Below are 26,946 nucleotides of genomic sequence, written 5' to 3'. Positions count from 1 at the left end.
TCATGCCGCCTGCGCGTGGGCGCGGTCGAACCAGTCGGCAAAGGCCGCCTGTTCCGCGTCGCTCAGGTGCAACCGGTGCTTGGTGCGCCGCCACAGGATATCCTCCGCCGTCCGCGCCCATTCGTGCTGGAGGAGGTAATTCACCTCGGCCTCGTAGAGGTTGCCGCCGAAATGCCGCCCCAGCCCGTCAAGGCTGTCGGCCCCGCCCGCGATCATGTCGATCCGCGTGCCGTAGAGCCGCCCATAATGCTGGCGCAGCGCGCGCGGCATCCACGGGTAATCCTGCTTGATGCGGTTGCGGAACGCCTCGTAATCGGCCTTCTTCATGTCGCCGCCGGGCAGGGCCGCCTTGTGGGTCCAGTCCTTCTTCATGCCGGGGAAGAATTTCGCGATCCGGTGCATCCCGCGTTCGGCCAGTTCGCGGAACGTCGTGATCTTGCCGCCGAAGATGTTCAACAGCGGCGCGCCCCCGGTCTCGTCCAGGTCGAATACGTAATCGCGCGTCACCGCCGACGGGTTGCCCTGCCCGTCGTCGAACAGCGGGCGCACGCCCGAGAAGGTGGTCAGCACGTCGTCGCGGGTCAGTTCCTCCTTGAAGTAGCGGTTCACGGCGTCGATCAGATACTGGACCTCGGACTCGTCCGCGGTCACGTCCTCGGCCCGGCCTTCATAGGCGATGTCGGTCGTGCCGATCAGCGCCTTGTCGCGTTCATAGGGATTGATGAAGATCACCCGCTTGTCGTGGTTCTGCACGAGATACGCGTTCTCGCCCTTCCAGAACTTCGGCACGATGATGTGGCTGCCCTTCACGAGCCGCACATTGCGGGTGGAGTTGGACCCCGCTACCCGTGTCACCACGTCCGTCACCCACGGTCCGGCGGCGTTCACCAGCACTTTCGGCTCGAACACCCGCGTCTCGCCGGTCAGGCTGTCTGTCGTCGTCACGCGCCATTTGCCATCCTCGCGCCGGGCGGACGTGCAGGGCGACCGGGTCAGAACCGTCGCGCCCCGCTCCGCCGCGTCCACCGCGTTCAGGATCACCAGCCGCGCATCGTCCACCCAGCAGTCGGAATACTCGAACCCGCGGGTATACTTGTCCTTGATCGCGGCACCCTCGGGATCGCGGCGCAGGTCGAGCGTTCGGGTACCCGGCAGCTTTTTGCGCCCCCCGAGATTGTCGTACAGGAACAGCCCCAGCCGCACGAGCCACGCAGGTCGGTCCATCGGCGAATGGGGCAGCACGAAGCGCATGGGCCAGATGATGTGTGGCGCGTTGCGCATCAGGATTTCGCGTTCGATCAGCGCCTCCCGCACCAGCCGGAATTCGTAGTATTCGAGATAGCGCAGCCCGCCATGCACCAGCTTGCCCGAGCGCGAGGACGTGCCCTCGGCCAGGTCGTCCTTTTCGGCGAGCACCACGCTCAGCCCCCGCCCGGCGGCGTCGCGGGCGATGCCGGCCCCGTTGATGCCCCCGCCGATCACGAAAAGATCGACCTTCTGGATATCCGTCATGTTCTCGCTCCTTTGGCAGGGATGTCGCCCCAGGCGGGCGCCAGCACCGTGCGCGTTGCGCGGTATGTCGTGAAAAGACTGTCATAGACCGGGACAAGGCTTGTGTCGGGCGGCTCCGGCGGGGCCAGCAGCGGCGTGGTCCATTCGGCGATGCAGGCATCCATGTCCGGATAGGCGCCGATGGCGACCGCGGCCATCATGGCGCAGCCCGCCGCACCGGCCTCTTCTCGCGCCGAGATCCGTACGGGGGTGTCGAGCGCTGCCGACAGAACCCGGCGCAGGGCCGCGGACCGTGCCGCCCCGCCGGTCAGGCGCAGCTCGCGCGGCATGTCGCCCATCGCGGAATAGCAATCGCGCGCGGCCATCCCCAGCCCTTCGATCACGGCGCGCACGAGGTCCGGAAAGCGGTGGGTGGCGTTCAGGCCGATCAGGCTTGCGCGGGCACGGGCATCGACGAAGGGGCCACGTTCGCCCGCCTCGGAAATATAGGGATGATAGACCAGCGCGCCGGGGCGCGAGCGGTCCATCCACCCGTCGATCCGCGCCACCAGTTCGGCATGGGTCACGCTGCCGCCGGTATCGTCCACCAGATCCGCCGCCAGCGCCAACAGCCAATCGAGGTTCAGCGTCGCGGCCATGTTGGTCTGCACCTGCGTGACCAGACCGGGCACGGGCAGGCAGATCACGTAGCCGGTGCCTTCGGCGTTCAGGTGCACCGCATCCGCCGGCACCGCGCGCATGTGCACGCCTGTCGATCCCACGGTAGAACAGGCCGCACCCGCATCGCCCGTATGCACCCCGGCCCCGAGCGCGGTCATCACCATGTCCACGTAGCCCAGCGATACCGGCGTGCCCGCACGCAAGCCCGTCGCCGCTGCGGCCTCCGCCGTCAGCGGGAAGGTGTCCGTCGTGCCATCGACGATCTCGGGCAGCAGGTGGCGGCGATGGGTCAGCCCCAGCGCGCCGATCACCGTGTCGCTATACGTCCGCGCGCGGAAATCGCCGAAGGTGAAGCTGGCTTCGGACGGGTCGGTCGCGCGCATGCCGGTCAGGTTCAGGAACAGCCAGTCCTTGCAATGCAGCGCCACCTCTGCCCGGTCCAGAAGGTCGGGGTGATGGGCATCCATATGGGCCATCTGGCTCCCCTGCTGGCAGGTGTTCAGCCCGGTTCCCGTGGCTTCGAACCGCGCGCGTTCGTCCGGCCCTGCGGCCAGCCGCGACACGGTCGGGGCGGCGCGGGCATCGAGCCAGAGCCAGGCATCCGTGACCGGCGCGTTGCCGGCCCCCACCAGCCAAGACCCATCCCCCTGCCCGGTCAGCGCCACTGCGGCGGTCCGGCCCGCAAGCCCGTCGATTCGGTCGCCAAGCGCGCGCAGCGCCGCGACGCAATCGGCCCATGTCCGGCTGAGGGATTGCGTGGCCGATCCGTCCGCGCCTTGCGTGTAGACGTTGCGCACAGCCGCCGAATCGACTTGCCGCCCCGCCAGATCGAACGCCACGGCCTTGATGACCGATGTCCCGGCATCGACCCCGATGATCAGGTCAGCGGACATGGTGCGATTTTGCCTTTGCGGACGCGGTGCAACGCTGTGTCACGACGTGATCTCCCTCCCCGTGCCGCAACGCCTGTTGCCCGGCGGTTCCTGCGCGGCTGATGACCGAAACCTAGCACAAAAAATCCGGCTGTCTGTATTTTTTTGCAGACAGCGCATTTTTTTTCGTCTAGCGTCTGGGAAACGATGGATGCCAACTCGGGGAGGAGGAGCCCCGGAAAGGCACCAGGCAGGACAGGACGCATCGGAACCGGCGCAGCGCCGATCACGACGCAAGGGGGGGACCAGATGACCGAGACCAGCACCGCGCCCGCTCGACGTGCCGGACCGTCGCGCCGCAACGCGATCGTCGGCCTTGCTGCCGCGGCGCTTGTCGCCGCGATCGCGTTCGACACCACCGTCGTGCGCATCGGGTCCGACGCCGACCTGCGCGAGCAGGCCTTCGATCCCGATGCCTACGGTCGCGACCAGTTCCCGCGCATCCGCGATGTCGTGATCGCGCGAGCCGCCGACGCCCCGGCCCTGGCCGAAAAGCTGGACACGGACAAGACTGCCGCGATCGCCGATCATGGCCGGATGGCCGGGGCGTTTCCGGTGCTTGCCGTGTCCTTCAGCGGCACGGTCGGCGACGGCACATCGGGGATCTTCGGCGTGGACGTGCCGGGCATGCCCGACGGCGTGTCGATCAGGGTGCAGACCGGCCCGGCGATCAACGGCACCGAGTTGCGGGATATCCCCGGCGACATCGTCTTCGGCGATTTCACTAATCAGATCGAGTACCAGGATGCCGGCGCGGGCATCAACCGCGCCATGGCGGCCGCAACGCTCGACGGTCTCGACCGCGACGCGCTGCCGGGCAAGACCGTGTCGGTGACGGGCGTCTTCACGCTCATCAACCCGGCAAGCTGGCTCGTGACCCCCGTGACGTTCGAGGTGCAGCCATGAAGGCCCCGGTGACGGATGAAACCCCCACCGACCGCCCCGACCTGGGCGAGGTCGTTCTGGCAGCGCGCAACGTGGCCAAGTCCTTCGGCGCGGTCCACGCGCTCAAGGGCGTGAATTTCGACGTGCATCGCGGGCAGGTCACGACGCTGTTCGGCGAGAACGGCGCGGGCAAGTCCACGCTGATGAAAATCCTGTCAGGCGTGCAGCGCCCCTCCAGCGGCGCGCTGATCCTCGACGGGCAGCCGATCGAACTGCACTCGACCGTGGACGCCCAGAACCGCGGGATTTCAATCATCCACCAGGAACTCAGCCTCGCGCCGAACATGAACGTGCGCGACAACATCTTTCTCGGGCGCGAGATCATGGGTCGCGGCGGCGTGGACTATGCCGAGGAGGAACGCCGCACCCGCGCCCTGATGCGCGAACTGGAAGAGGACATCGACCCGCTGACACCGGTGGAAGACCTGCGCCTTGGCCAGCAGCAGGTTGTGGAGATCGCCCGCGCGCTGTCGGTCAATTCGCGCATCCTCATCATGGACGAACCCACGTCGGCGCTGTCCGCGTCCGAAGTGGAGGTGCTGTTCAAGGTGATCCGCGACCTGAAGGCTCGTGGCGTGTCCATCGTCTATATCTCGCATCACCTCGAAGAGGCGCTGACGATTACCGACCATGCCGTGGTGCTGCGCGACGGGAACATGACCGCCTATGCCCCGCGCGCCGAGATCGATCTGGAATGGATCGTGCGCAACATGGTGGGCGAGAATTTCGACCTTGGCAGTCCGCCCACCGGATACGACATGGGCGTGCCCGCGCTGGAACTGCGCGGGCTGAGCGTGGGTGCAGCGTCCGGGTCCGGGGTCGCGGTCGACCGGCTCGACCTGACCGTGCGCGCGGGGGAGATCGTTTGCATCTACGGGCTGATGGGCGCCGGGCGCACGGAAATGATGGAATGCGCCGCGGGCCGCCTGCCCGCCCTCGAAGGGCAGGTGCTGCTCCATGGGCAGGACGTGGGCCACATGACCATCGCGCAGCGCATCGCCGCGGGGCTCGTGCTCGTGCCCGAGGACCGGCAGCGCGACGGGCTGGTGCAGACGATGACGGTGGGGCGCAACCTGTCGCTCGCGTCCATCGGCAACTTCACGCGCGGACTGTTCACCAACCGCAGCGACGAGGCTGCGATCATCGACCGGTCGATCCGCGAGGTGACGGTAAAGACCGACGGACCGGACGCGCCCATCGGGTCGCTGTCGGGCGGCAACCAGCAGAAGGTCGTGATCGGCAAGATGCTGGCCACCAAGCCGTCCGTGGTGCTGCTGGACGAACCGTCGCGCGGCATCGACATCGGCGCCAAGGCGGAGGTGTTCCGCATCCTCGCCGAGCACGCACGCGACGGGATGGCCGTGGTCTATACCACGTCCGAAGTGAACGAATGCCTGTCCATCGCGCACCGCGTCATCGTGATGCGGCGCGGCCGGATCTCGGCCGAGTTCACGCAGGACCTAACGAAAGAAGCGATCATGGCCGCCTCTGGCGAAAGCCTGGTTGCCTGACACCTTTGGGGGGACACCACAATGTCTGACGGCACGAACACCGCCGCGGCGAAGGGCAACGGGGGCCGCGATCTGAACATCGTGCACCTGCTGCTGGAAGGGCGCGCCTTCTTCGCGCTGATTGCCATCATCATCATCTTCTCGCTCCTGTCGCCGAACTATCTGTCCGTGGCAAATTTCCTGACGATGACATCGCAAGTCGCCATCTTCGGGCTGTTGGCGACGGGGATGCTCCTGGTGATCCTGTCGGGCGGGATCGACCTGTCCGTCGGGTCCACCCTTGCGCTGTGCGGCGTTTTCGCGGGATTCCTGATGCAGGGGGTCGAGCTGACCGCGCTTGGCGTGATCCTTTACCTGCCGGTCTGGGCCGTCGTGGTCTGCACGCTGGCGATGGGCGCGCTTGTGGGGATCGTGAACGGCGTTCTTGTCGCGTTTCTCAAGGTACCGGCCTTCGTGGCGACGTTGGGCACGCTCTATGTCGCGCGCGGCTTGGCACTGCTGATGACAAACGGGCTGACGTTCAACAACCTGTCGGGCGACCCAAGCTTCGGCAATACCGGTTTCGAATGGCTGGGGTTCAACCGGCTGTGGGGTGTGCCGATCAGCATCTTCGTGCTGGCGGCCACGGCCATCGCAGTGCACCTGCTGCTGTCGCGCGCGCCGTTCGGACGGTGGCTCTATTCCACGGGCGGCAATGCGCGCGCCGCGGAACTGTCGGGCGTGCCGGTCAAGACGGTGCAGGTCTGGGTCTATGTCCTGTCGGGCATGTGCGCGGCCATCGCGGGGTTGGTGCTCAGCTCGCAGCTGACATCCGCCGGACCGACCGCAGGCACCACCTATGAACTGACGGCCATCGCGGCTGTCGTCGTGGGCGGCGCGTCGCTGATGGGCGGACGCGGGACCGTTCAGGGCACGCTGCTGGGGGCGTTCGTGATCGTCTATCTGGGCGCAGGACTCGTGATCGTCGGCGTGTCGTCCTACTGGCAGACCGTCTTCACCGGTGCGGTGATCGTCCTCGCCGTGATGCTCAATTCCATCCAATACGGGGGCAAGGGTCGCAAGACCTGATCCCCACCCCATTCGCGGAAGAACAGGCGAGATACGCCTGACGCGGACACCGCCGGGTTCCGGCACAACAGACCAAGGGAGAGACACACCATGTTCACACTGACCAGACGCGCGCTTTTCGCGGCCGCCGCATCGCTGCCGCTGATGGCGGGCTCGGCCTGGGCCGAGGGCCTGATCTCGATCATCGTCAATGACCCGGCGAACCCCTACTGGTTCACCGAAGGCGAGGTCGCCAAGGCCACGGCGGAAGAACTGGGCTACGAGGCCAACGTCTCCGCCCATCGGGGCGACACCAACACGGAATCGAACCTGATCGACGCCGCCATCACCAACGGCGCCAAGGCGATCATCCTCGACCCCGCGAATGCGGACGGGTCGGTGGGCGTGGTGCGCCGCGCGACCGAAGCGGGCATCCCCGTGTTCCTTGTCAACGCCGAGATCAACGAGGCGGGCATCGCCGTCGCACAGCTCGTGTCGAACAACGCGCAGGGCGCGGCCCTGGGTGCCATCACCTGGCAGCAGCTCGTGGGAGACGAGGCGAAGTATGTCGAATTCTTCGGCAACCCGTCCGACAACAACGCCGCAACCCGGTCGAACGGCTACAACACCGTTCTCAGCCAGTATCCCGGCCTTGAAAAGGTCGCGCAGGAAGTGGCCAACTGGGACCGCACCCAGGGCTACAACCGTATGCAGTCGATCATGCAGGCCAACCCGGAGATCGACGCAGTCATTTCCGGCAATGATGAAATGGCTCTGGGAGCGATCGCCGCGCTGAAGGAAGCCGGGCGTCTCGACGGCGTCATCATCGGCGGCTTCGACGGGTCGCCCGACGCGGTGGACGCCGTGAAGGCGGGCGAGATGGCCTATACCGTGCTTCAGCCCGTCGCCGTCTTCTCGCGCGAGGCGGTGATCCAGGCGGATCACTACATCAAGAACGGCACACCGATGGTCGAACAGGAAAAGCAGCTTTTCGACTGCCTGCTGATCACCCCGGACAACGTGGCGAACTACACCGCACCCTTCACCCTGTCCCAGTAAGGTCACACACGAACCCATGACGGGGGCGCTGTTCCGGCAGCGCCCCTTTTCGTGTGCGGTGCGGGGACTGGCTTGGCCCGAACCGCCGCATATAGCAGATGACAAGCGCGGCTGACATTTGTAGGGTGCCGGTGATTTACGAGATATGCGAGGGACGCGATGCACAACGCTAAGACCACGGCAGAGGTAGCCGCGGGCATCCGCAAGCGGGTGTTCGTCCACGCGATGCGCAACAATGGCGGGTATCTCAGCCAGGCCTGTTCGGCCGCCGAACAACTGGCTTTCCTGTATAACGAGGCGCTGACGCTGGGTGCGCCGACCCTGCCGCCCGTGCCGCCCCCCTTCGGCGGCGTGCCCGCCGCGGACAACCCCGATTACGTCACCGGCGCGGGCTATAACGGCCCCGCCGCGCCCGATTACGACCGGCTGTTCATCGCACCCGCCCATTATGCGCTCGTGGCCTATGCCACGCTGGTGGAGGTCGGGCGGATGGACGACGCCGGTCTGGAGATGTTCAATCTTGACGGGTCGTCGGTCGAAATGATCGGCGCGGAACACTCGCCGGGGATGGAGGTGCATAACGGCACGCTCGGAATCGGGCTGTCGACCGCCGCCGGGCTGGCCTGGGGCCGCAAGCGGCGCAGCGAGGCCGGGCAGGTCTGCGTGTTCATGTCCGACGGCGAGGTGCAGGAAGGCCAGACATGGGAGGCCGTGCAGGCCGCCGCCCATCACCGGATCGACAACCTGTGGGCGCTGATGGACGTGAACGACCAGCAATGCGACGGCGCCATGGACAGCGTGATGGAGGTGCGCGACATCGCCGCCAAGTTCCGCGATTTCGGGGCCGTCTGCGTGGAGGTGGACGCCCACGACCTGGACGCCCTGCGCGAAGCCAGGGCCACGCCGCATCCCGGCGCACCGCTCATCATCCTCGCGCGATCCTCGCCGACGCAAGGCATGTCGTTCCTGCAACGGCGGTTCCCCCGGCTGCACTACGTCCGCTTCAAGTCCGACGACGAGCGGGCGGAAATGAATGCATCCATCGCGGCGGAGCTGGGGATCGACCCGGTGGACCTGACTTCGGAGGCGCACTGACATGGTCGAGATCGTGAACCGCCCCTATGCGTCGGCCTTTGAGGCGCATGCGCTCGCCAACCCCGACGTGCTGTGCCTGTCCGCCGATCTGACATCGTCCTGCGAAATCGACGGGTTCCGCGACCGCCACCCGGACCGCTTCCTGTCGCTGGGCATGGCCGAACAGAACATGATGAGCTTCGCCGGGGGTCTCGGGATGGCGGGCTACCGGCCCTTCCTGCATTCCTTCGGTGTGTTCCTCTATCGCCGTCCCTATGACCAGTTGATCGCATCGGTGGCCTATCCAAGGCGCAAGGTGCGACTGATGGGGTTCCTGCCCGGCATCACCACGCCCGGCGGCATGACCCACCAGGCGATCGAGGACGTGGCCGTGATGCGGTCGATCCCCAACATGACGATCCTGGAAACCGGCGACGCGACCGAGGTGGAAAGCATCTGTGCTGCCGCCGACAGCATCGACGGTCCGGTCTATTGCCGCGTGCTGCGCGGGGCCATTCCGCGCCTGTTCGACACGCCCATCGCGGTCGGCGAAATGCGCGAACTGGCGTCGGGTAGCGACGTGTTGGTCGTCACCTCGGGCATCGCCACAGAAGAAGCCTTGCGCTGCCGCGCCGCGCTGGCCGGGGCGGGCGTGTCGATCCGGCATCTGCACATCCATACGATCAAGCCCTTCGACCGTGGCGCACTCCTGGACCATATCGGCAGCGTCACCAAGGGCGTCGTCGTTCTGGAAAACCACCTGATCGACGGGGGCGTCGGGTCGCTCGTGGCCGAGATCATGGCCGAGGCCGGGGCCGGCAAGCGGCTGGTGCGGCTCGGGCTGCGGGACACGTTCGCCCATGGCGGGTCGCGCGCCTATCTGATGAAGCATTACGGGCTGGACGCGACGGCGCTTCTGGCGGGGATCGAGGACCTGCTGGGCGCGAAGACCGGCATCGCCGAAGAAGACCTTGCCACCGCAAGGGTCGATGCGGTCCACTCCGCCGTGAAGGCCGAGGCGCTGTGATGGCCGGGGGCGACCGTATCCGCGTGACCTACCGGATCATGGCCAGCGATCTGGCAGAGGCCCGCACCCGCGCCCATGGCATCGCGTTGGAACAGACCGTGGAGGTACCCGACGACGTGGTGCCCGACGGCTTCATCCGCGACGAGATCGTGGGCCGGATCGAACGGCTGGAACCGGACAAGGGCGCGTTCGAGGCCGTGATCTCCTATTCGCCGGACAGCGCGGGGTCCGAGGTCATCCAACTCATCAACGTGATCTTCGGCAATTCGTCGATGCAGGCGGGGATACGGGTGACCGCCATCGACACCGCCGCCATGTCCGACCGCCTGCCGGGGCCACGTTTCGGGATCGATGGGGTCCGGGCGCGCACGGGTCGCGCGCGCGGCGGTCTGATCGCGCCGGTCATCAAGCCGCAGGGGTCGTCCCATGCGGATCTTGCGCGGATCGCGGCGCGCTGCGTGGCGGGCGGGGCCGATATCATCAAGGAAGACCACGGGCTTGCCAACCAGCCCATGGCCCCGTTCGAGGATCGCCTGCGCGCCGTGGCCGACGCGGTGGGCGACGCGAATGCGCGCCACGGCGGGCGCACGATGTATATCGCCAATGTGACCGGTCGCGGCGGCGACCCGATCGCCGATGCCCACCGCGCCAAGGAACTGGGTGCCACCGGTGTGCTGCTGATGCCGGGGCTGCTCGGGTTCCAGACGGTGCAGGCGCTGGCGGGCGATCCCGCGTTCGACCTGCCGATCATGGCGCATCCGGCCTTCAGCGGGGCGTTCGTCCAGTCGCCCGATTTCGGGATCGCGCACGGGGTGATGTATGGCGCGCTGCAGCGGGCCACGGGTACCGATATCTCTATTTTTCCGAATGTCGGCGGGCGGTTCGGCTTCACCGAAGCGGATTGCCATGCCATCGCCGATGCCTGCCGCACGCCGCGGGGGCACGGCCACTCCATCATGCCATCGCCCGGCGGGGGCATGAGCGTGGACCGCGCCGCCGACATGGCGGCGATGTACGGCGATGACGTGGTCTACCTGCTCGGCGGAAGCATCCTTCGCGAAGGCGACCGGATCGGCGACGCCGTTGCGGAAATGCGCCGGGCGCTGGACACCGCGGCGGGTTAGTCCGGAAACACAACGCCCATCCGCAGGATGAAGCAGCCGAAGGGCCGGTCCTCGGAGCACGCCACCACCGCGAAGGCCGTTTTCGCATGGGCATAGAACGCCTGCCGTTCGAGGCTGCGCAGATGTGCACCCGACGGGGCGGCCTTTTCGAGGACGGCGAAGGTGTCGGCATGGACCGAATCCACCCGGTCCGGTTCCCCGTCCACCTCCATCCGTAGCGCGCCGTAATCGGTGAAATTGTCGATGGGCATGAGCGTCGTGATCAGCGCCACCGCGTCGGGCGCGTCGAACCCCGGCAGCCGGATCACGTCGGGCAGGACGCAATGCGCCGCCGTGGAGGCCGCGGGAAAGTTGCGGTCGGCGATCACGATCTCGTCGCCATGCCCCAGCCGGATCAAGCAGTCCATCAGCTCGGGCGTGATCCGCGGATCGATGGTCTTCAGCATGTTGTCTCCTCCCGGGGTCGGGGCCGCGCCGTGGCGGCCCCGGACAGGCTCAGCGCGGCGGCAGCGGCATCCAGTCGGTCATGGCCACGTCCGCATGGGCGAACTGCGGCAGTCTTTCCGACAGGGTTTCCATGTTGGTGATGTCCATGTCGTTCAGCATCGCTTGTGTGATGAGCGTCGGCGGCACGACCACCTGCGCACCCGGATCGCCCCCCGCCAGCATGATTGCCAGCGCGCGCACCGACACCTCCCCCACCACGGCGGGATTGGTGGCGACGGTCGCCTTCCATGCGCTGTCGGGTTCGCGCATCGCGGCGATGTCTGCGGTGGACACGTCGGCCGAATAGATCGAAATGTCCGGGGTCAGCCCCGCCTCGTCCACGGCGATCTTCACCCCCTTGGCGAATTCGTTGTAGGGCGCGAAGAACACGCTGATCGTCGGGTTCGCCTGCAGCACCGACCGCGCCTGGTTGGCGTTGGAGTTGGCGATCGGGTTGTCGAGCGTGCCCATCTGCGCGACCTCGCGGATACCGGGATTGGCGGCCTTGATGTCCTCCCACGCGGCATGGCGACGGTCGAGCGGTGCGATGCCGGGGACGTAGACGTACCCCGCATCCCATTCGGTGCCGTTGTCGCGGATCGCCTGTTCCAGCGCGAGTTCCCCAAGCAGGTAATCGGACTGTTCGATCTGCGGGATCGCGGCGTTTTCAACGTTCACGTCGAAGGCGACGACCTTGATGCCGGCATCCACGGCGCGTTGTGCCGCCTCGCGCATGGACTCGGTCAGGCCGTGCTGGATGATGATGCCGTCCACGCCAAGGGCGATGGCCTGGTCCACCATGTCGGCCTGCAACGCCGCGTCCTGGCGGCTGTCGAAGATCCGCAGATCGACCCCGAGCGCCTCGGCCTGCCGTTCGACGCCGGACAGGTAGGCCTGGAAGAAATCCCCGGTGGACAGGTACCGCACCAGCGCGATGCGGACCTCGCCCGGGTCGTCGAAGGGCGGCGGCATGTCCTGCGCCGTGGCTATGCCACCCGTGGCAGCCGTGAACGCGGCGGCGATCAGCCCCAGCGCGGTCCTGCGTGTCGTTCTTGTCATGGTGTCCTCCCCTTGGTTCCTGTTCAGCCGCCACCGCGGGCGCGGCGGGCCGACAGCGCGAAGGTAAAGACCAGCGCGACCACCAGCACGGCGCCCTTGATGAAATCCTGCGTGTAATAGGGCGCGTTCATCATCGTGAGGCCCTGCAGCAGGATCCCCACGAAGAGCGCGCCCATGGCCGTCCCGAAGGCGTTGGGCTTTGCCGCGCCCAGCACCGCGAAACCGATCAGCGCCGCGGCCACGGCATCTAGCAGCAGGTTGGTACCCGAAGCTATATCCCCCCGGCCCAGCCGCGCCGCCAGCAAAAGGCCCCCGACCGACGCCAGCACACCCGAGATCGCGTAGGCCAGCACCTTGTAGCCGTTGACGTTCGTTCCGGTCAGCGCGGCAGCGCGGGCGTTCGATCCCACCGCGTACATCAAACGTCCGTGACGCGTCAGTTCCAGAAAGCACCACACCAGCACGCCGATCACGATCAGGAACACCACCGGCGCCGGGACCAGATCGTCGAGAAACAAGTCGAACCGGTGCCGCCCCATCGTCAGGAAGGCAGGCGAAAACGCGCCCGCCGCCGTCTCGCCATCGGGCAGGGTCATGCCGACGGAAATCGACCGCCCCTCGGTCGGGATGCGTTGCAGGCCCACCAGCAGGAACATCATGCCCAGCGTGGCCAGAAGGTCCGGCACCTTGAAGCGCACGATCAGGATGCCGTTCACGACCCCGATCAGCGCGCCCATGACAAGGCAGGCAAGGATGGTGGCCCCCGCGCCCTGTTCCAGCACCACCATCATGTAGGCCGCGAGCATCATCGACGACGTGGCCACCGACCCGATGGACAGGTCGAACCCGCCCACCACCAGCGTGAAGGTCACCCCCAGCGCGAGGATGCCGGTGATCGCCACCGACTGAAAGATGAACACGGCGGATCGCGGCCCGGCGAACCCCTCGGCGAAGACCGAGAAAAACAGGACAAGCCCCGCCAGCAGAAGGAGAAACCCGTAGCGGATCGCCAGATCCAGAGCGACGCGCCCGCCCTGCCCCGTTGCGCGCGTTGAAGCAGTTGTCTTGTCGGCCTCGACGGTCATGCGGCTTGTCCTTCGGCTGCGCTGCCGGTGACCGCGGACAGGATCGCACCCACGTCAACGTCGCGGTTGACAAATTCGGCGGTCACGGCGTGGTCGTGCATCACGACGATGCGGTCGGCGATCTCGAACGCCTCGTCGAGTTCCGCCACGCAGACCAGCGTCGCGCGCCCCTGCGCCGTGCGGCGCACCTTGGCGCCGATATCGCGGCGCGACCGGATATCCACGCCCTGAAACGGCTCGTCCAGCACCAGAAACCGGCACGCCTGCGACAACCAGCGCGCCAGCATCACCTTTTGCTGGTTGCCGCCCGACAGGCTGAGGATGGCGTCACGGTCCGAGCGGCACACGATGTCCAGCGCCGCGATCAGATCCTGCGCCTGCGCGCGTTCCTGCCCGCGCGACACCACCGACAGTGTGGACACCGCGCCGAGAAACGGTACGGAAATGTTCCGCGCGATGTCGAAGCCGGGCACCACGGCGTTGCTGGCGCGGTCCTTGGCGGACATGAACACCCCCGCCCGGATCGCCGCCGCCGGGCTGCGCGGGGTATGGGGCGCGCCATCCAGCCGGATCGCACCACCCGCGGGCCGGTGCAGCCCGAACAGCGCCAGCGCCAGCGCGGTCTTGCCACTACCCAGCAGGCCGGTAACCGCGACCACCTCGTTCTCGCGCAGGGTCAGGTCGAATGGCCGGGCGCCCGCGCGCAGCCGCAGGCCGGTCATCTCCACCACTGCCCGCCCCGGCTGGGCCATGGTCAGGTCCGCATCCGTCAGCCCGTGGCCCAGCATGGCGTTGACGGCACCTTCGTAATCCAGCGCGTCCCCCTCGAACACGCCCGCGATTTCGCCGTCACGCATGGACACGATCCGGTCGGCGATGCGGCGGATGTCGGACATGCGGTGCGAGATATAGAGCACGGCCACCCCGCGGGCCTTGAGCCTGTCGATCAGCGCGAACAGCCGCTCGGCCTCAAGCGCGGACAGCGACGATGTGGGTTCGTCGAGGATCAGCAGCGAAGGTTCGTGCGACATGGCCCGCGCGATGGCGATGAGCTGCCGGTCCGCCACGCCAAGCTGCGCCACCGGCGTCCGTACATCGATATCAAACCCCATGCGCGCGGCGATCCCGCGCGCCTCTGCCAGCAGACCGCCGCGGCGCAGGAAAAATCCGTAGCCCGGCTCGGCCAGACGGTCGATCATCAGGTTCGACGCCACGTCCAGATCCGGGATCACCCCGTCATCGATGGACTGGTGCACGGTGACCACGCCGCCGCGGATCGCCTCGGCGGGCGTGGCGGGCGCGAAATCCCGGCCCGCGATCTCGATCCGGCCACCATCGCTTGCATGGACGCCGGACAGGATCTTCACCAGCGTGGACTTGCCCGCCCCGTTCGCGCCCATCAACGCCGTGACCTGCCCCGCCGGCAGATCGAGGTCGAGTCCGCGCAGCACGAGGTTGTCCCCGAACGCCTTCGTCAGTCCGGTCATGCGGCAGAAACTGCGATCCATGGTGCCTCCCCTGCGGCGGAGCAAAGCAAGCGACCCAACAAAAGTCAACTGTGATTGACAAATGGCGCCAGCCGCTTCTACCCTTGCGCAGGTGGCATGGCCGCGCGCCCGCAGACGGAGACACCCGTGAGCGATTACGAACCCTTGACCCCGGACACGCTGCCTGCGCGGCTGGGCGGTCTGGCCACCATGGCCGACGCGGTGGGCGGCGCGCCAGAGACATGGCGCGTGGCCGAGGTGGGCGACGGCAACCTGAACCTCGTGTTCATCGTCGAAGGCAGCTCAGGGTCGGTGATCGTCAAGCAGGCGCTGCCCTATGTGCGGCTGGTGGGCGACAGCTGGCCCCTGCCGCTCAAGCGCGCGTGGTTCGAATACAACGCCCTCATCCGGCAGGACGCCGTCGATCCGGGCGTCGTGCCGGCCGTGCTGCATTTCGACCGCGATCAGGCGCTGATCGTGATGGAACGGCTGCATCCGCATATCATCCTGCGCGGCCAGACAATGGCCGGGCGCCGCGTCGCGGGGCTGGGGCAGGTGATGGGCCGGTTCTGTGCGCGCACCGCGTTTCGCTGTTCCGACCTCGCCATGAACCCCGCCACGAAGAAGGCCGATGTGGCGCTGTTCACGGGCAATGTGGAGCTGTGCGACATCACCGAGAACCTCGTGTTCACGGACCCCTATTTCGACGCGCCCATGAACCGGCACACGACCCCGCAGCTCGATGGCGTGGTCGCCGACCTGCGCGCCGACGCGGCGCTGAAGGTCGAAGCGCAGCACCTCAAGCGCGCCTTCACCGCGCGGGCCGAAACGCTCTGCCATGGCGACCTGCACGCGGGATCGATCATGGTGACGGATGACAAGGTGCGCGTGATCGACCCGGAATTTGCATTCTACGGGCCAATGGGCTTCGATATCGGGATGCTCGTGGGCAACTACCTGATGGCGCATCAGGCGATGCCCGCCCATATTTCCGATGCGGGGGCCTGCGCGGCCTATCAGGACTGGCTGCTCGATGTGATCCGCGAGACATGGGATGCGTTCTGCGAAGAGTTCCGCAGGCTTTGGTCGACGGAGCGGACAGGCATCCTCTATCCCGCAACGCTCTACGAGGACCAGGGCCACGTCGCGGCGTCAGATCGGGCGCGCGACGACCTGCTGGCCGAGATCTTCACCGATCTGCTGGGATTTGCCGGGGTGGAAATGCACCGGCGCATCCTCGGGCTTGCCCATGTGGCCGAGTTCGACAGCATCGAAGACCCGGACATCCGCGCCCCGCTGGAGGCGCGCAGCCTGCGGCTGGGGCGCGACCTTGTGCTGTCGCGGCGCAACATCACCACAATGGACGACGTGCTTGACATGGCGCGGGCACGGACAGCAGCGGAAGGGGACGAGGCATGAAGGTTGGCGACACCCATTACCGATCCATCTGGCGCGACGGCGCGACGGGTGACGTGCGCATCATCGACCAGCGCTGGCTGCCCCATGATTTTCCCATCGCCACGCTGGACAGCCTTGACGATTTCGCAACCGCGATCCGCGACATGTGGGTGCGCGGCGCGCCGCTGATCGGGGCGACGGCGGCGTATGGCATCGCCTGCGAAATGGCGCGCGACCCGTCCGACGCGGCGCTGGCGCGGGCTTACGATCTGCTGCACGCCACGCGCCCCACGGCGATCAATCTGCGGTGGGCGCTGGACGCGATGCGGGCGCTGCTGCGACCGCTGCCGCCCGGCGACCGGGCCGTGGCCGCCTTCGCCAAGGCCGCGGCGATCTGCGATGAAGACGTGGAGACGAACCGCCTGATCGGGGAACACGGGCTGGCCATCATCCGCGAGATCGCGGCGACGAAGGCGCCCGGAGAAGCAGTGAACATCCTGACCCATTGCAACGCGGGCTGGCTGGCGACGGTGGACTGGGGCACCGCCACGTCGCCAATGTATCACGCGCAGGCGGCGGGCATTCCCATCCATGTCTGGGTGGACGAAACCCGCCCCCGCAACCAGGGCGCGCAACTGACCGCGTGGGAAATGGCCGGTGCGGGCATCCCCCATCACCTGATCGTGGACAACGCGGGCGGGCACCTGATGCAGCACGGGCAGGTCGACATGGTGATCGTCGGCACCGACCGGACCACGGCGTCGGGCGACGTGTGCAACAAGATCGGGACGTATCTGAAGGCGCTCGCGGCCCATGACAACGGCGTGCCGTTCTACGTGGCGCTGCCGTCCTCGACCATCGACTGGACCGTATCGGACGGGCTGACCGAGATCCCGATCGAGGAACGCGCCGGGCGCGAGGTCACCCATGTCTATGGCCGCGACGACGACGGGACGGCGCGCTTCGTGCAGATCTCGCCCGACGGCACACCGGGCGGCAACCCGGCGTTCGACGTGACGCCCGCACGGCTCGTTTCCGGTCTGATCACCGAACGCGGCGTTGCCGCCGCCAGCCGCGACGGGCTGCTGGGCTTGTTCCCGGAGCGTCGCTCCACCGCCTGAGCGGATCACCGGGCCAGCGCGAGCATCCCCTCCGCTTGCGCGACCGAGGTGACGAGATGGGTGGCGTAACCGCCCCGGATCGCCGCCACCGCCGCCGTGATCCGCTCCGGCCCGGCGACGACCAGTATCCCTGCATCGCGGTCCCGCATCCGCGCAAGGTCCACCGCCATCATCCTGTCGTCGAGCGGCCCTTCGATATGCGCGCCCGCCCGGTCGATGAACCGCCCGCACAGCACGCCCACTGCGCCCTGCCCCAGGTACCATGCCAGATCCTGCCGCGTCGCCACGCCGGATGACACGACATGGCTGTCCTCGCCACAGGACCCAACCGCGAACAGGGTCTTGGTGAAGCTGTTGATCGCATCGAATTGTGCGGCGATCAGGTGCTCGGCCCGCAGCATCCGCGCGATCCGCGCCTCGGACAGGATCGCGGGGACATGCAGGTTGACGCAGGACGCCCCCAGCCTGTGGGCCACGTTCGAGGAACAGACATCCGCCGAAAACCCGTAGGGCGTGGCCATGGATCCCACCAGTTGCAGCACCGTCAGACCCGCGATGGGCCGGGGTTCAAGGGCTTCCGACAGGTCATAGATCGTCTTGCCCCACGCCACGCCAAGACGGTCGCCCGGGGCCAGCAGGCTGGGCAGCCAGTCCGCGGCCCCCCGCACGACCCGCGCGGCGATGTCAGCCGCGATTCCACCCTGGTCGGGCACCACGAAGGCGCCCGCCAGCCCGAAGGCGTCGCGCAGCGCCATGGCCAGCCTGTGCCCGGTAAATGCGTCATGGGAAAGCCGCACCTGCACATGGCCCCGTTCCCGCGCAAGCTGAAGGTAGTTGACCACCGTCGCCCGTGACACGTCGAGCCGCGCCGCGATCTCGGTCTGGTTCAGGCCGTTCTCATAATAGAGCCACGCGGTCTCGATGACGATGTCGTCACCCGTGACCTGGCGGGATGACCGCTGGGACCCTGTTGCCGGCATCGCATCCTCCGGATGGCAGTCTCGACAGGCGACAGGCAATCGTGACTTTTGTCAAGCCTGCCGAGACATAGCGTTCCGATGCCCGCCGTTCAGATCAGACCGTACTGACGGGACTTGTTGCGCAGGAAAGGCAGCCCGTTGCCCATCACCTCGTCCGCGCCGGACGCGACCGGACGCCACACGGACAGGCCGTGGGCGATCTCGGGCGGCATGTCGATGAAGCTTTCCATGGCCAGCCCGCCCCGGAAGCCAACGGCTTTCAGCGTGGCGAAGACCTCGTCCCAGGGCACGGTCCCGGCACCGGGCGTGCCGCGATCGGATTCCGACAGGTGGATGTAGCGCAGGTGCTCGCGCGCATCGAGGATCCCCTGGGCGATACCCTTTTCCTCGATATTCATGTGGTAGGTGTCGAGATGTACGAACAAGTTGTCGGCCCCGATCCGTTCGACCATCGCCACCGCCTGCCAGCCCGTGTTCAGCAGATGCGACTCGTAACGGTTCACCGGTTCGATCCCCAGCGACAGACCCAGAGATTTCGCATGGGCCGCGGCGGCGGTCAGTGCGCGGGCGACATTGTCCAGTTCGCCGGTCGTGGGCGGCTGCCCGCTGCGTTCGCCGATGCCGCCATAGATCACGCCGCTCAGCGCCTCCGCCCCGATGGCGGCCGCGGCATCGAGCGCGACGCGCAGGAAATCCACGGCGCCGTCGGGGTTGCGCGAGGCCCAGACCGCTTCCGGCAGGCCGAGCGAACAGACCGCGCGCATCCCCGCCGCCTCCAGCACCTTGCGGCTGTGCGTGGTGTCCACCGCGTCGGGGCGGAGAAGCGCGATTTCAAGGAAATCCATGCCGTGCAACACGGCCTGCGCCACCGCGCGCTCGCAGCCGTCCCTGTCCCAGCTCATGGTCCACATGCTCGTATGCACGCCGAAACCTTCCATCCTGTCCTCCTCTTCGTGTTTCAGATCCGGTCCAGCAGCGCCCGCGCCAGCGCCTCGTCGATCATCAGGCGATTGACGAAGCCCGCGCGCAGCACCGCCAGCGTGGCCGCGGCCTTGGTGATGCCCGCCGCGGTCACCAGCACGTCCATCGCGCCCATCTCGGCGGGCTTCACGCACGGCGTGCAGCGGTTGAGGGGCGTGTCCGCCACGGCGCCATCGGCGGTGAAGAACACCCCGCAGCAATCGCCGACCACGTTGTTGCGGCGTAGTTCGGCCATCTGTTCGGGGCTGAAGATGCCGCTTTCGAACAGGATCGCGCCGTCGCGGCATTCGCCCACGCTCATCAGCGCATGGCTGGCATGGCGCGCGACGTTGAGGGTTTCGCGCACCAGCCGCTGGTCGAGGATCGCGGCGCAGGCCGCTTCCGTGTCGGCGATGAAGGGCGCGGGCAGCAGCATCGCCCGGCCGCCTGTCTGGGCCGCCAGCCGCACGCAGACCACGCCGGGCGCGGTGCGGGTGGCATGGGTCACGGACCCCATCAGCGACACGAATGTCAGGTTGCGGTTCGACACGCCCGACAGGTTGTCGGCCATCGCGGACAGGGTGCGCCCCCAGCCAACGCCGATCACCAGCCGCTGGTCGGCAGACGCCACCCGCGCAAGGTAGTTCGCGGCGAGGATACCGACGGCGGTGCGTTCGTACTCCCCGTCGTCGGTGGGTGCGGGCACAGGGGCCACCTGCACCTCGCCCAACCCGAAGGTATCGGCCAGCCTGTCCGCCAGAGCCAGCGTGGCCGAGGTGCGATGTTCGACCGACACGCGCACCATGCCCTGCTCACGGGCATCCGTGAGCATCCGGTTCACCTTGAACCGCGAGATCCCCAGTCGGTCGCTCACCTGCTGCTGGCTGAGATTGCCAACGTAATACAGCCACGCCGCCTGCGCGATCTCGTCATCATGCCGTCGTCCGGTGGACATGTGGCTTCATGTCTCCCTACCGGTCCGGGATCGGCAGAAATCCCTTGACCGACTCTCCCCGCTGAATATGGTCAGGCTCACATAGGTGCAGGGCTTGCACAAGTGTTGCTCGTGCTGCCCCTTCAACGAAAGAGCACACCGGCCGCTGCCGGAACGTGCCTGACCAAGTCAGTGGCGCGCCATGCGGCCCCATGGGCAGCCGCGCGCCGGTTGCTCGGCGCGGCGCGATGGGCGTCGGCCTGAACGTCCCCGGACAACCGGGGCAAGGGAGGAAGATGATGAAGATGAAACAGTCCGTTTCGCTTCTGGCCATGGCCGCTGCGGCCAGCGTAGCGGCGGGGTCCGCCGTGGCGCAGGACGCCCCGTCGATCGCGACGGTGGTGAAGATCGCCGGCATCCAGTGGTTCAACCGCATGGAAGAGGGCGTGAACCAGTATGCCGCCGATACCGGCGCGAATGCGTTCCAGGTGGGTCCGGCGCAGGCCGATCCGCAACAGCAGGCCGCGCTGATCGAGGACATGATCGCGCAGGGCGTCGATGCGCTTGCCGTGGTGCCGATGTCGCCCGAGGCGCTGGAACCCGTGCTGGGCCGCGCGATGGAGGCGGGGATCACCGTCATCACCCACGAGGCCGCGGCACAGCAGAATACGATGTACGACATCGAGGCCTTCGTGAACGAGGATTTCGGCGCGAACCTGATGGAGCAACTGGCCACCTGTATGGGCGGCGAGGGCGAATATGCCGTCTTCGTCGGCTCGCTGACCAGCCAGACCCACAACCAGTGGGTGGACGGCGCCATCGCCTATCAGGAAGCCAATTACCCCAACATGACCATGGTGGGCGACAAGAACGAAACCTTCGACGACGCCCAGAACGCCTATGAGCGCGCGCAGGAGGTGCTGCGCGCCTTCCCGAACGTGAAGGGGATGCAAGGGTCGGCATCGACCGACGTGGCGGGCATCGGGCTGGCGATCGAGGAACGCGGGATGGAGGACGCGACCTGCGTCTTCGGCACCTCGCTGCCGTCGATTGCCGGCCAGTACATGGAAACCGGCGCCGTGGACGGCATCGGGTTCTGGGATCCGTCCGTCGCGGGCTACGCCATGAACAAGCTCGCACAGATGGTCATGGATGGCGAGGAAATCACCGACGGCATGGATCTCGGCCTGCCGGGCTATGAGAACGTCACGCTCGACGGCAAGGTGATCTATGGGCAGGCTTGGGTGAACGTGACCGCCGACAACATGGCCGATTATCCGTTCTGATCCTTGCGACGGCCAGCGGGGCTGCCACTGTGCCGCCCCGCCGGCTTGCCATGAAACCCCATGAAAAGACCTGATCCGATGGATGTGTCCGACCCCGGCGCCCCCGGCCCTCTCGTCGACATGACGGGTGTCACCAAGCGTTACGGCGGCGTGACCGCGCTCGAAGACGTGGATTTCCGCGTGACACCGGGCGAGGCCGTGTGTCTTGCCGGCGAGAACGGGTCGGGCAAGTCCACGCTGATCAAGATCCTGTCCGGGGTCGAACGGCCCACGGAGGGCGAGATCCGGATCGGCGGGCAGATGATGACCGGGCTCGATCCACGCCGCGCTGCCGCCGCGGGGGTGATGGTGATCTTCCAGGACTTTTCCCTTTTCCCGAACCTGACGGTCGCCGAGAACATCGCGCTCGCCCGCGACCTGACGGCCCATCGGCGGTTCTTCGACCGGCGCGCGGCGCGGGCGACGGCGCGGGCGGTTCTGGACCGGATCGGCGTGGACATCCCGCTGAACGCCCGGCTCGAATCCCTGCCCGTGGCGCACAAGCAACTGGTCGCGATCTGCCGCGCGCTGGCCTGTGACGCAAGGCTCATCATAATGGACGAGCCCACGACCGCCCTGACGGAGCGCGAGGTCCGACGGCTTCTGGGCATCATCCGCCTGCTGAAGGACGACGGCGTCGCCGTGGTCTTCGTCAGCCACAAACTGGCCGAAGTGCTGGAGGTCAGCGAGAAGGTCGTCGTGCTGCGCAATGGCCGCAAGGTGGCCGAGGGTCCGGCGGACAGGTTCGACGCAGCGTCCCTGACGCGGCACATGACCGGGCGCGACGTGCCCGAGGCGGCACCGGGCCCCTATCGCGGCGACGGCGAAACGTTGATGGCGGTGGACCGGTTGCACAAGGACGGCGCCTTCACCGATGTCAGTTTCGCGTTGCGCCGGGGTGAAGTGCTGGGCATCACCGGGCTTCTCGGCAGCGGCCGCACGTCGCTCGCCAAGGCACTGTTCGGACTGGTGCGGCCTGATGCGGGAACCATCACGGTGGACGGGCGCACCGTGCCGCTGGGCGACCCGATCGGCGCGGCCGAGGCACGGATCGGCTATGTCCCCGAGGACCGGTTGACCGAAGGGCTGTTTCTCGCGCAGTCGATCCTGCGCAACGTCGCCATCGGGCGACTTGATGTGCATGAGCGCCGCGGGTTCGTCGACCGTCGCGGATTGGAAAACGAAGCGCAGGACTGGCTCACGAAGCTCAAGGTCAAGGCGTCCTCCATCGCGGCCCCCGTGCAGTCCCTGTCGGGGGGCAACCAGCAGCGGGTCGTGCTGGCACGGTGGCTTGCGCGTGCGCCGCAGGTGCTGATCCTCAACGGACCGAGCGTCGGGGTGGACGTGGGTTCGAAATCCGAGATCCACGACATCATCCGCGATCTCGGCACACGCGGGCTGGGGGTGATCGTGATCTCCGATGACCTGCCCGAACTGATCGCCACCTGTCACCGCATTCTCGTGATGAAGGACGGCCGCATGGTGGACGAGATCGAGGCCGGCACCGTGACCGAGGACGAACTTTCCCACAGGCTCGCCTCATGACCGCACTTCTGGCTCGCAACGAAACGCTCGTCGCCGCGGTGATCGTGCTGTTCTGCATCGTGGCGGCGCTGTCCGACCCGAACTTCCTGAGCGTCACGACCCTGAGCGACCTGCTGCGCGCCTCCATAGTGCTGGGCATCCTCGCCATCGGGGCGATGCTGGTGCTGATCTCAGGCGGCATCGATGTCAGCTTCACCGCCGTGGCCGTGTCGGCCATGTACATCACCACCAAGGCCGCGCTGATCTTCTGGCCCGGCATGCCATGGCCGATGATCTTCGCGCTGTCGATCCTGATCGGCGCGGGACTGGGCGCGATCAACGGCGTATTCATCGCGGGTTTCGGCCTGCCCACGCTGATCGTGACGCTGGGGACGCTGTCCGTGTTCCGCGGGTTCCTGCTGACCTTCGTGGGATCGGACCGGATTTCCGCCCTGCCCCCGGACATGCGGGAATTCTCGCGGATGGTGATCGCGCGGGGCACCACGCCGGGGGGCGATTTCTACAACCTGCCCTGGTCACTGGCGGCACTGGCGGGGGTGATCGCGCTCACCGCCTTCATCCTGCACAAGACGATGCTGGGGCGGTCGATCTTCGCGCTCGGCGGGTCGGTCGAAAGCGCGCGGCGGATCGGTATCGACGTGCGGCGCACGCAGTTCTTCGTCTATGTCTATGTCGGCGCGCTGGCGGGGTTGGCGGGCATCCTGCACGGGTCCATGGGGCGGATGGCCGATCCGTTCAGTCTCGTGGGGCTGGAACTGTCGGTCATTGCCGCCGTCGTGCTGGGCGGGGCGCGGCTGGTCGGCGGATATGGCACCATCACCGGCACGCTTCTGGGGGTCGCGCTGATCGTACTGGTGCAGAACAGCCTGGTCGTGGTGGGCATCCCGTCCACATGGCAATCGGTCACCATCGGCGCGCTGATCCTGCTGGGCACCGGCCTGCCCGCGTGGCAGGCGAAACGCGCCGCGGCGCGCGCAGGATAAGGGCAGGGCCATGAGCGGATCCCGAACCGAAACGCGGCTGATCGAGACGCCGGAATTTCGGCTGGCGATCATCGCCGTGGCAATCTTCGCGCTGATGGCGGGACTGTCGCCCGAGCGGTTCCTGTCGCCGCAGAACCTGACGTCGATGGCGTTCCAGTTCCCGGAATTCGCGATCCTCGCGCTGGCCATGACGATCACCATGATGACCGGCGGTATCGACCTGTCGGTGGTGGGCGTGTCCAACCTGTCGGCGGTGGTCGCGGCCACGATCCTCGCATCGCTCGCCGGGCCTGAGGTCGCCGGGGCGCAGGCGGGGCTGTGGCTGGGTTTCGCCGTTGTCGCATCGCTCGCGGTCGGGGCCGCGGCCGGTCTGTTCAACGGCATCCTCGTGTCGCGTTTAGGCCTGCCGCCGATCCTTGCCACGCTGGGATCAGGCCTGGTCTATACCGGGCTTGCGGTGGCGATGACCGGCGGGTCGGCGATCATGGGTTTCCCGGAAATCGTCGCGGTCATCGGCAACAGCCGCATCGCCTTCGTACCCGTGCCGCTGGTGATCTTCGCCCTGCTCGCACTGGGGCTGCACATCCTGCTCACGCGGACCGGCTTCGGACTGCGGGTGACCATGTATGGCGCGAACCCCATGGCCGCGCTCTTCGCCGCCGTCGACATCGACCGCATCCTTCTGCGGGTCTACGTGATCGCAGGCATGTTCTCGTCGGTGGCGGGGCTGATCGTCATGAGCCGGGCGAATTCGGCCAAGGCCGACTACGGCTCCAGCTACCTGCTGCTCGCGGTGCTGATCGCGGTTCTGGGCGGCGTGAACCCCTATGGCGGGTATGGCCGCGTCGTCGGGGTCGTGCTGGCGGTGCTGTCCATGCAGTTCCTGTCCTCGGGGCTGAACATGCTGCAAGTGTCGAATTTCGCGCGCGAACTGATCTGGGGGCTGCTGCTTTTGTTTGTGATGGTCATCAACGTGACGAACTGGGCGGGGCTGCGGCTGCGGCGCGCGCCGCCCCGGACCGGAACACAGGGAGAGAAAGCATGAAGAAAATCCTCAACGCCCCCGAAGCATATGTCGATGAAATGCTGTCGGGACTGATCGCGGCGCATCCCGAATACTACCGGCTGCACGGCGAAAGCGGCAAGGTCGTGGCCCGCGCCACGCCGGGCAAGGCGGGCAAGGTCGGCATCGTCACCGGCGGCGGGTCGGGGCACCTGCCCGTCTTCACGGGTTATGTTGGCACCGGGCTGCTGGATGCCTGCGCCATCGGCGACGTGTTCGCCTCGCCGTCGGCAGAACAGATGGCCGATGCGATCCGCGCCGCCGATCAGGGCGCGGGCGTGCTGCGGCTCTACGGCAATTACGGCGGCGACGTGATGAATTTCGACATGGCCGGGGACCTCGTGGAATTCGACGACATCGCCTGCACAACCGTGCTGCTGACCGACGACGTGGCCTCTGCCCCGCCCGCGGAGGCCGAGAAGCGCCGGGGCGTCGCGGGCATGGTCTATGCCTTCAAGATCGCGGGTGCGGCTGCCGAAGAAGGCCGCGACCTCGACGCCGTGACCGCCGTCGCGCAGAAGGCCGCCGATGCCTGCCGGTCCATCGGCGTGGCCCTGTCGTCCTGCACCGTGCCGCAGGCGGGCAAGCCCACCTTCGACATCGCCGACGACGAGATCGAGATGGGCATGGGCATCCACGGCGAACCCGGTGTCTGGCGCGGCAAGCTGCGCACCGCCGATCAGATCGCGGGCGAGATGATCGACAGGCTGCTGGCCGACATGCCGTTGGGTCAGGGCGACCGCGTGTCGATCCTCGTGAACAGCCTCGGCGCGACCCCGCCGGAGGAGCTGTATATCCTCTACAACGTCGTGAAGGCACGGCTTGAGGGCGAAGGCGCCACCATCGTCATGCCGCTCGTCGGGCGGTATGCGACGTCCATGGAAATGGCGGGCGTGTCCTTCACGCTGATCAAGCTGGACGACGAGTTGGAGTCTCTCCTGAAGGCCCCGTGCGATTGCGCGTTCTGGAGGGTCGGATGACGATCGATATCGCAGCGCTGCGCATCGGCTTGGCGCGTGTCGCCGCCGCGATGGAAAGGGATTTCGAGGAACTCAACGCCGCCGATGGCGCGCTTGGCGACGGCGATCTGGGCGTGACCCTGACCCGCGGGATGCGCGCGATCATGGCACAGGCCGACGACCTGCCCGAGGACCTGGGCCGCGCCCTGCTGGCGTGTGCGCAGGCGTTTACCAAGGCGTCCGGGTCATCCTATGGCACCCTCATGGCGACGGGGCTCATGGCCATCGCCAAGGAGTTGAAGGGAGAGACGACGCTCGATCCCGCGCGTATCCCGGACTTGGTCGCCAAGGCACGCGACCAGATGCAGGCGCGCGGCAAGGCCGATCTGGGCGGCAAGACCGTGCTCGACAGCCTCGACGCCGTCGCCACCGCAACTGCGGGCAAGACCGACGCCTCTGCACTGGCCGATGCTGCCGCGACGGCGGCCGAAACGGTACTCGAAACGTTCCGCGACAAACGTGCCACCGTGGGCCGCGCGCGCATCTTTGGCGACAAATCCGTGGGCATGGACGATCCCGGCATGCTCGCCATGGCCCGCATCGTCCGCGCGCTTGCCGCCCGCGACGCCTGAGCACCCCTTCTTCTGTCGGCAAATATCACCGCCGGAGG

24 protein-coding genes are annotated in these 26,946 nt (G+C 67.2%); 15 read left to right on the top strand and 9 right to left on the bottom strand.

The annotated features are described in order from the left end of the window. Complete coding sequence (locus DDE13_RS03385; protein WP_111401454.1) at positions 1-1,512, bottom strand: glycerol-3-phosphate dehydrogenase; 1,512 nt, start codon at positions 1,510-1,512, stop codon at positions 1-3. Beyond that, entirely contained in the window at positions 1,509-3,065 is a 1,557-nt protein-coding gene (locus DDE13_RS03380) for an FGGY-family carbohydrate kinase (RefSeq protein WP_111401452.1), read from the bottom strand. Before DDE13_RS03380 ends, DDE13_RS03385 begins: the two co-directional genes overlap by 4 nt. A gap of 288 nt (positions 3,066-3,353) precedes the next feature. Here DDE13_RS03380 and DDE13_RS03375 point away from each other — a divergent pair, with 288 nt between their 5' ends. The 7 genes from DDE13_RS03375 (at position 3,354) to DDE13_RS03345 (ending at position 10,891) form a co-directional block, all read left to right on the top strand. Then, positions 3,354-4,010 (top strand): DUF2291 family protein, encoded by a 657-nt coding sequence (locus DDE13_RS03375; RefSeq protein ID WP_111401450.1) that lies wholly within the window; start codon positions 3,354-3,356, stop codon positions 4,008-4,010. After that, complete coding sequence (locus tag DDE13_RS03370) at positions 4,007-5,560, top strand: sugar ABC transporter ATP-binding protein (protein ID WP_111401448.1); 1,554 nt, start codon at positions 4,007-4,009, stop codon at positions 5,558-5,560. The genes DDE13_RS03375 and DDE13_RS03370 overlap by 4 nt, the downstream gene beginning before the upstream one ends. 21 nt (positions 5,561-5,581) lie before the next feature. Continuing rightward, entirely contained in the window at positions 5,582-6,628 is a 1,047-nt protein-coding gene (locus DDE13_RS03365) for an ABC transporter permease (RefSeq protein WP_111401446.1), read from the top strand. 90 nt (positions 6,629-6,718) lie between these two features. Then, positions 6,719-7,666 carry a D-ribose ABC transporter substrate-binding protein gene (locus DDE13_RS03360; RefSeq protein WP_111401444.1) on the top strand — a complete coding sequence of 316 codons (948 nt, stop codon included), beginning with the start codon at positions 6,719-6,721 and terminating at the stop codon, positions 7,664-7,666. Between the two features lie 159 nt (positions 7,667-7,825). Beyond that, complete coding sequence (locus DDE13_RS03355; protein ID WP_111401442.1) at positions 7,826-8,761, top strand: transketolase; 936 nt, start codon at positions 7,826-7,828, stop codon at positions 8,759-8,761. Between the two features lies 1 nt (position 8,762). Then, positions 8,763-9,767: a transketolase family protein gene (locus tag DDE13_RS03350; protein ID WP_111401440.1), complete on the top strand. Its 1,005-nt coding sequence runs from the start codon at positions 8,763-8,765 to the stop codon at positions 9,765-9,767. After that, entirely contained in the window at positions 9,767-10,891 is a 1,125-nt protein-coding gene (locus DDE13_RS03345) for a RuBisCO large subunit C-terminal-like domain-containing protein (protein WP_111401438.1), read from the top strand. The genes DDE13_RS03350 and DDE13_RS03345 overlap by 1 nt, the downstream gene beginning before the upstream one ends. Here the strand turns inward: DDE13_RS03345 and DDE13_RS03340 are convergent. From DDE13_RS03340 to DDE13_RS03325, 4 genes are read right to left on the bottom strand one after another with little or no spacing between them, the layout of a single operon-like run. Beyond that, positions 10,888-11,337 carry an RbsD/FucU family protein gene (locus DDE13_RS03340; protein ID WP_111401434.1) on the bottom strand — a complete coding sequence of 150 codons (450 nt, stop codon included), beginning with the start codon at positions 11,335-11,337 and terminating at the stop codon, positions 10,888-10,890. The two genes, DDE13_RS03345 and DDE13_RS03340, sit on opposite strands and share 4 nt — an antisense overlap. Before the next feature lie 49 nt (positions 11,338-11,386). Continuing rightward, positions 11,387-12,436, bottom strand: a complete 1,050-nt coding sequence (locus DDE13_RS03335; RefSeq protein WP_111401432.1) for a substrate-binding domain-containing protein — start codon at positions 12,434-12,436, stop codon at positions 11,387-11,389. A gap of 23 nt (positions 12,437-12,459) precedes the next feature. Further along, positions 12,460-13,521 (bottom strand): ABC transporter permease, encoded by a 1,062-nt coding sequence (locus DDE13_RS03330; protein ID WP_111401430.1) that lies wholly within the window; start codon positions 13,519-13,521, stop codon positions 12,460-12,462. Beyond that, on the bottom strand, positions 13,518-15,029 hold the full coding sequence (locus DDE13_RS03325; protein WP_111401428.1) for a sugar ABC transporter ATP-binding protein: 1,512 nt from the start codon (positions 15,027-15,029) through the stop codon (positions 13,518-13,520). The genes DDE13_RS03330 and DDE13_RS03325 overlap by 4 nt, the downstream gene beginning before the upstream one ends. A 126-nt stretch (positions 15,030-15,155) precedes the next feature. Here DDE13_RS03325 and mtnK point away from each other — a divergent pair, with 126 nt between their 5' ends. Together mtnK and mtnA are read left to right on the top strand one after the other, a co-directional pair. Continuing rightward, the gene (gene mtnK, locus DDE13_RS03320; protein WP_235868568.1) at positions 15,156-16,427 is read left to right on the top strand and encodes an S-methyl-5-thioribose kinase; all 1,272 of its coding nucleotides are present in this window, start codon (positions 15,156-15,158) and stop codon (positions 16,425-16,427) included. Beyond that, positions 16,424-17,527, top strand: coding sequence for an S-methyl-5-thioribose-1-phosphate isomerase (gene mtnA, locus DDE13_RS03315; RefSeq protein ID WP_111401424.1), 1,104 nt, complete (start codon positions 16,424-16,426; stop codon positions 17,525-17,527). The genes mtnK and mtnA overlap by 4 nt, the downstream gene beginning before the upstream one ends. A 5-nt stretch (positions 17,528-17,532) precedes the next feature. Here mtnA and DDE13_RS03310 read toward each other — a convergent pair whose 3' ends face one another. The 3 genes from DDE13_RS03310 to DDE13_RS03300 all read right to left on the bottom strand — a co-directional run bounded on the left by DDE13_RS03310 (position 17,533) and on the right by DDE13_RS03300 (position 20,422). After that, complete coding sequence (locus DDE13_RS03310; RefSeq protein WP_111401422.1) at positions 17,533-18,507, bottom strand: sugar-binding transcriptional regulator; 975 nt, start codon at positions 18,505-18,507, stop codon at positions 17,533-17,535. A gap of 89 nt (positions 18,508-18,596) precedes the next feature. Then, complete coding sequence (locus tag DDE13_RS03305) at positions 18,597-19,445, bottom strand: sugar phosphate isomerase/epimerase family protein (RefSeq protein WP_111401420.1); 849 nt, start codon at positions 19,443-19,445, stop codon at positions 18,597-18,599. 20 nt (positions 19,446-19,465) lie between these two features. Further along, positions 19,466-20,422, bottom strand: coding sequence for a sugar-binding transcriptional regulator (locus DDE13_RS03300; RefSeq protein WP_111401418.1), 957 nt, complete (start codon positions 20,420-20,422; stop codon positions 19,466-19,468). A gap of 284 nt (positions 20,423-20,706) precedes the next feature. On the opposite strand from DDE13_RS03300, the gene DDE13_RS03295 reads away from it, so the two are divergent. Genes DDE13_RS03295 through DDE13_RS03270 form a run of 6 tightly spaced genes read left to right on the top strand, consistent with a single transcriptional unit; the run spans position 20,707 to position 26,908 of the window. Continuing rightward, a complete protein-coding gene (locus DDE13_RS03295) occupies positions 20,707-21,687 on the top strand; it encodes an autoinducer 2 ABC transporter substrate-binding protein (protein ID WP_222626016.1) in 981 nt (326 codons plus the stop codon). A 60-nt stretch (positions 21,688-21,747) separates the two neighbouring features. After that, positions 21,748-23,271: a sugar ABC transporter ATP-binding protein gene (locus DDE13_RS03290; protein ID WP_235868567.1), complete on the top strand. Its 1,524-nt coding sequence runs from the start codon at positions 21,748-21,750 to the stop codon at positions 23,269-23,271. After that, positions 23,268-24,254 (top strand): ABC transporter permease, encoded by a 987-nt coding sequence (locus DDE13_RS03285; RefSeq protein ID WP_111401414.1) that lies wholly within the window; start codon positions 23,268-23,270, stop codon positions 24,252-24,254. Before DDE13_RS03290 ends, DDE13_RS03285 begins: the two co-directional genes overlap by 4 nt. A 10-nt stretch (positions 24,255-24,264) precedes the next feature. After that, positions 24,265-25,299 carry an ABC transporter permease gene (locus tag DDE13_RS03280; protein ID WP_111401412.1) on the top strand — a complete coding sequence of 345 codons (1,035 nt, stop codon included), beginning with the start codon at positions 24,265-24,267 and terminating at the stop codon, positions 25,297-25,299. After that, positions 25,296-26,297 carry a dihydroxyacetone kinase subunit DhaK gene (locus DDE13_RS03275; RefSeq protein ID WP_111401410.1) on the top strand — a complete coding sequence of 334 codons (1,002 nt, stop codon included), beginning with the start codon at positions 25,296-25,298 and terminating at the stop codon, positions 26,295-26,297. Before DDE13_RS03280 ends, DDE13_RS03275 begins: the two co-directional genes overlap by 4 nt. Beyond that, positions 26,294-26,908, top strand: a complete 615-nt coding sequence (locus tag DDE13_RS03270) for a dihydroxyacetone kinase subunit L (protein ID WP_111401408.1) — start codon at positions 26,294-26,296, stop codon at positions 26,906-26,908. Before DDE13_RS03275 ends, DDE13_RS03270 begins: the two co-directional genes overlap by 4 nt. Positions 26,909-26,946: the final 38 nt, after the last annotated feature.

It is taken from the genome of Meridianimarinicoccus zhengii, assembly GCF_003254465.1.
In the GTDB taxonomy this organism is placed as follows: Bacteria; Pseudomonadota; Alphaproteobacteria; order Rhodobacterales; family Rhodobacteraceae; genus Meridianimarinicoccus; species Meridianimarinicoccus zhengii.
Note: the sequence above shows the minus strand (reverse complement) of the source record. Positions and strands in the feature narration are given on the sequence as shown.

Excerpts from the sequence above, each read along its gene's own strand:
- DDE13_RS03385 (WP_111401454.1), bottom strand. The coding sequence starts at position 1,512 with ATGACGGATATCCAGAAGGTCGATCTTTTCGTGATCGGCGGGGGCATC.
- DDE13_RS03380 (WP_111401452.1), bottom strand. The coding sequence starts at position 3,065 with ATGTCCGCTGACCTGATCATCGGGGTCGATGCCGGGACATCGGTCATC.
- DDE13_RS03375 (WP_111401450.1), top strand. The coding sequence starts at position 3,354 with ATGACCGAGACCAGCACCGCGCCCGCTCGACGTGCCGGACCGTCGCGC.
- DDE13_RS03370 (WP_111401448.1), top strand. The coding sequence starts at position 4,007 with ATGAAGGCCCCGGTGACGGATGAAACCCCCACCGACCGCCCCGACCTG.
- DDE13_RS03365 (WP_111401446.1), top strand. The coding sequence starts at position 5,582 with ATGTCTGACGGCACGAACACCGCCGCGGCGAAGGGCAACGGGGGCCGC.
- DDE13_RS03360 (WP_111401444.1), top strand. The coding sequence starts at position 6,719 with ATGTTCACACTGACCAGACGCGCGCTTTTCGCGGCCGCCGCATCGCTG.
- DDE13_RS03355 (WP_111401442.1), top strand. The coding sequence starts at position 7,826 with ATGCACAACGCTAAGACCACGGCAGAGGTAGCCGCGGGCATCCGCAAG.
- DDE13_RS03350 (WP_111401440.1), top strand. The coding sequence starts at position 8,763 with ATGGTCGAGATCGTGAACCGCCCCTATGCGTCGGCCTTTGAGGCGCAT.
- DDE13_RS03345 (WP_111401438.1), top strand. The coding sequence starts at position 9,767 with ATGGCCGGGGGCGACCGTATCCGCGTGACCTACCGGATCATGGCCAGC.
- DDE13_RS03340 (WP_111401434.1), bottom strand. The coding sequence starts at position 11,337 with ATGCTGAAGACCATCGATCCGCGGATCACGCCCGAGCTGATGGACTGC.
- DDE13_RS03335 (WP_111401432.1), bottom strand. The coding sequence starts at position 12,436 with ATGACAAGAACGACACGCAGGACCGCGCTGGGGCTGATCGCCGCCGCG.
- DDE13_RS03330 (WP_111401430.1), bottom strand. The coding sequence starts at position 13,521 with ATGACCGTCGAGGCCGACAAGACAACTGCTTCAACGCGCGCAACGGGG.
- DDE13_RS03325 (WP_111401428.1), bottom strand. The coding sequence starts at position 15,029 with ATGGATCGCAGTTTCTGCCGCATGACCGGACTGACGAAGGCGTTCGGG.
- mtnA (WP_111401424.1), top strand. The coding sequence starts at position 16,424 with ATGAAGGTTGGCGACACCCATTACCGATCCATCTGGCGCGACGGCGCG.
- DDE13_RS03310 (WP_111401422.1), bottom strand. The coding sequence starts at position 18,507 with ATGCCGGCAACAGGGTCCCAGCGGTCATCCCGCCAGGTCACGGGTGAC.
- DDE13_RS03305 (WP_111401420.1), bottom strand. The coding sequence starts at position 19,445 with ATGGAAGGTTTCGGCGTGCATACGAGCATGTGGACCATGAGCTGGGAC.
- DDE13_RS03300 (WP_111401418.1), bottom strand. The coding sequence starts at position 20,422 with ATGTCCACCGGACGACGGCATGATGACGAGATCGCGCAGGCGGCGTGG.
- DDE13_RS03295 (WP_222626016.1), top strand. The coding sequence starts at position 20,707 with ATGAAACAGTCCGTTTCGCTTCTGGCCATGGCCGCTGCGGCCAGCGTA.
- DDE13_RS03290 (WP_235868567.1), top strand. The coding sequence starts at position 21,748 with ATGAAAAGACCTGATCCGATGGATGTGTCCGACCCCGGCGCCCCCGGC.
- DDE13_RS03285 (WP_111401414.1), top strand. The coding sequence starts at position 23,268 with ATGACCGCACTTCTGGCTCGCAACGAAACGCTCGTCGCCGCGGTGATC.
- DDE13_RS03280 (WP_111401412.1), top strand. The coding sequence starts at position 24,265 with ATGAGCGGATCCCGAACCGAAACGCGGCTGATCGAGACGCCGGAATTT.
- DDE13_RS03275 (WP_111401410.1), top strand. The coding sequence starts at position 25,296 with ATGAAGAAAATCCTCAACGCCCCCGAAGCATATGTCGATGAAATGCTG.
- DDE13_RS03270 (WP_111401408.1), top strand. The coding sequence starts at position 26,294 with ATGACGATCGATATCGCAGCGCTGCGCATCGGCTTGGCGCGTGTCGCC.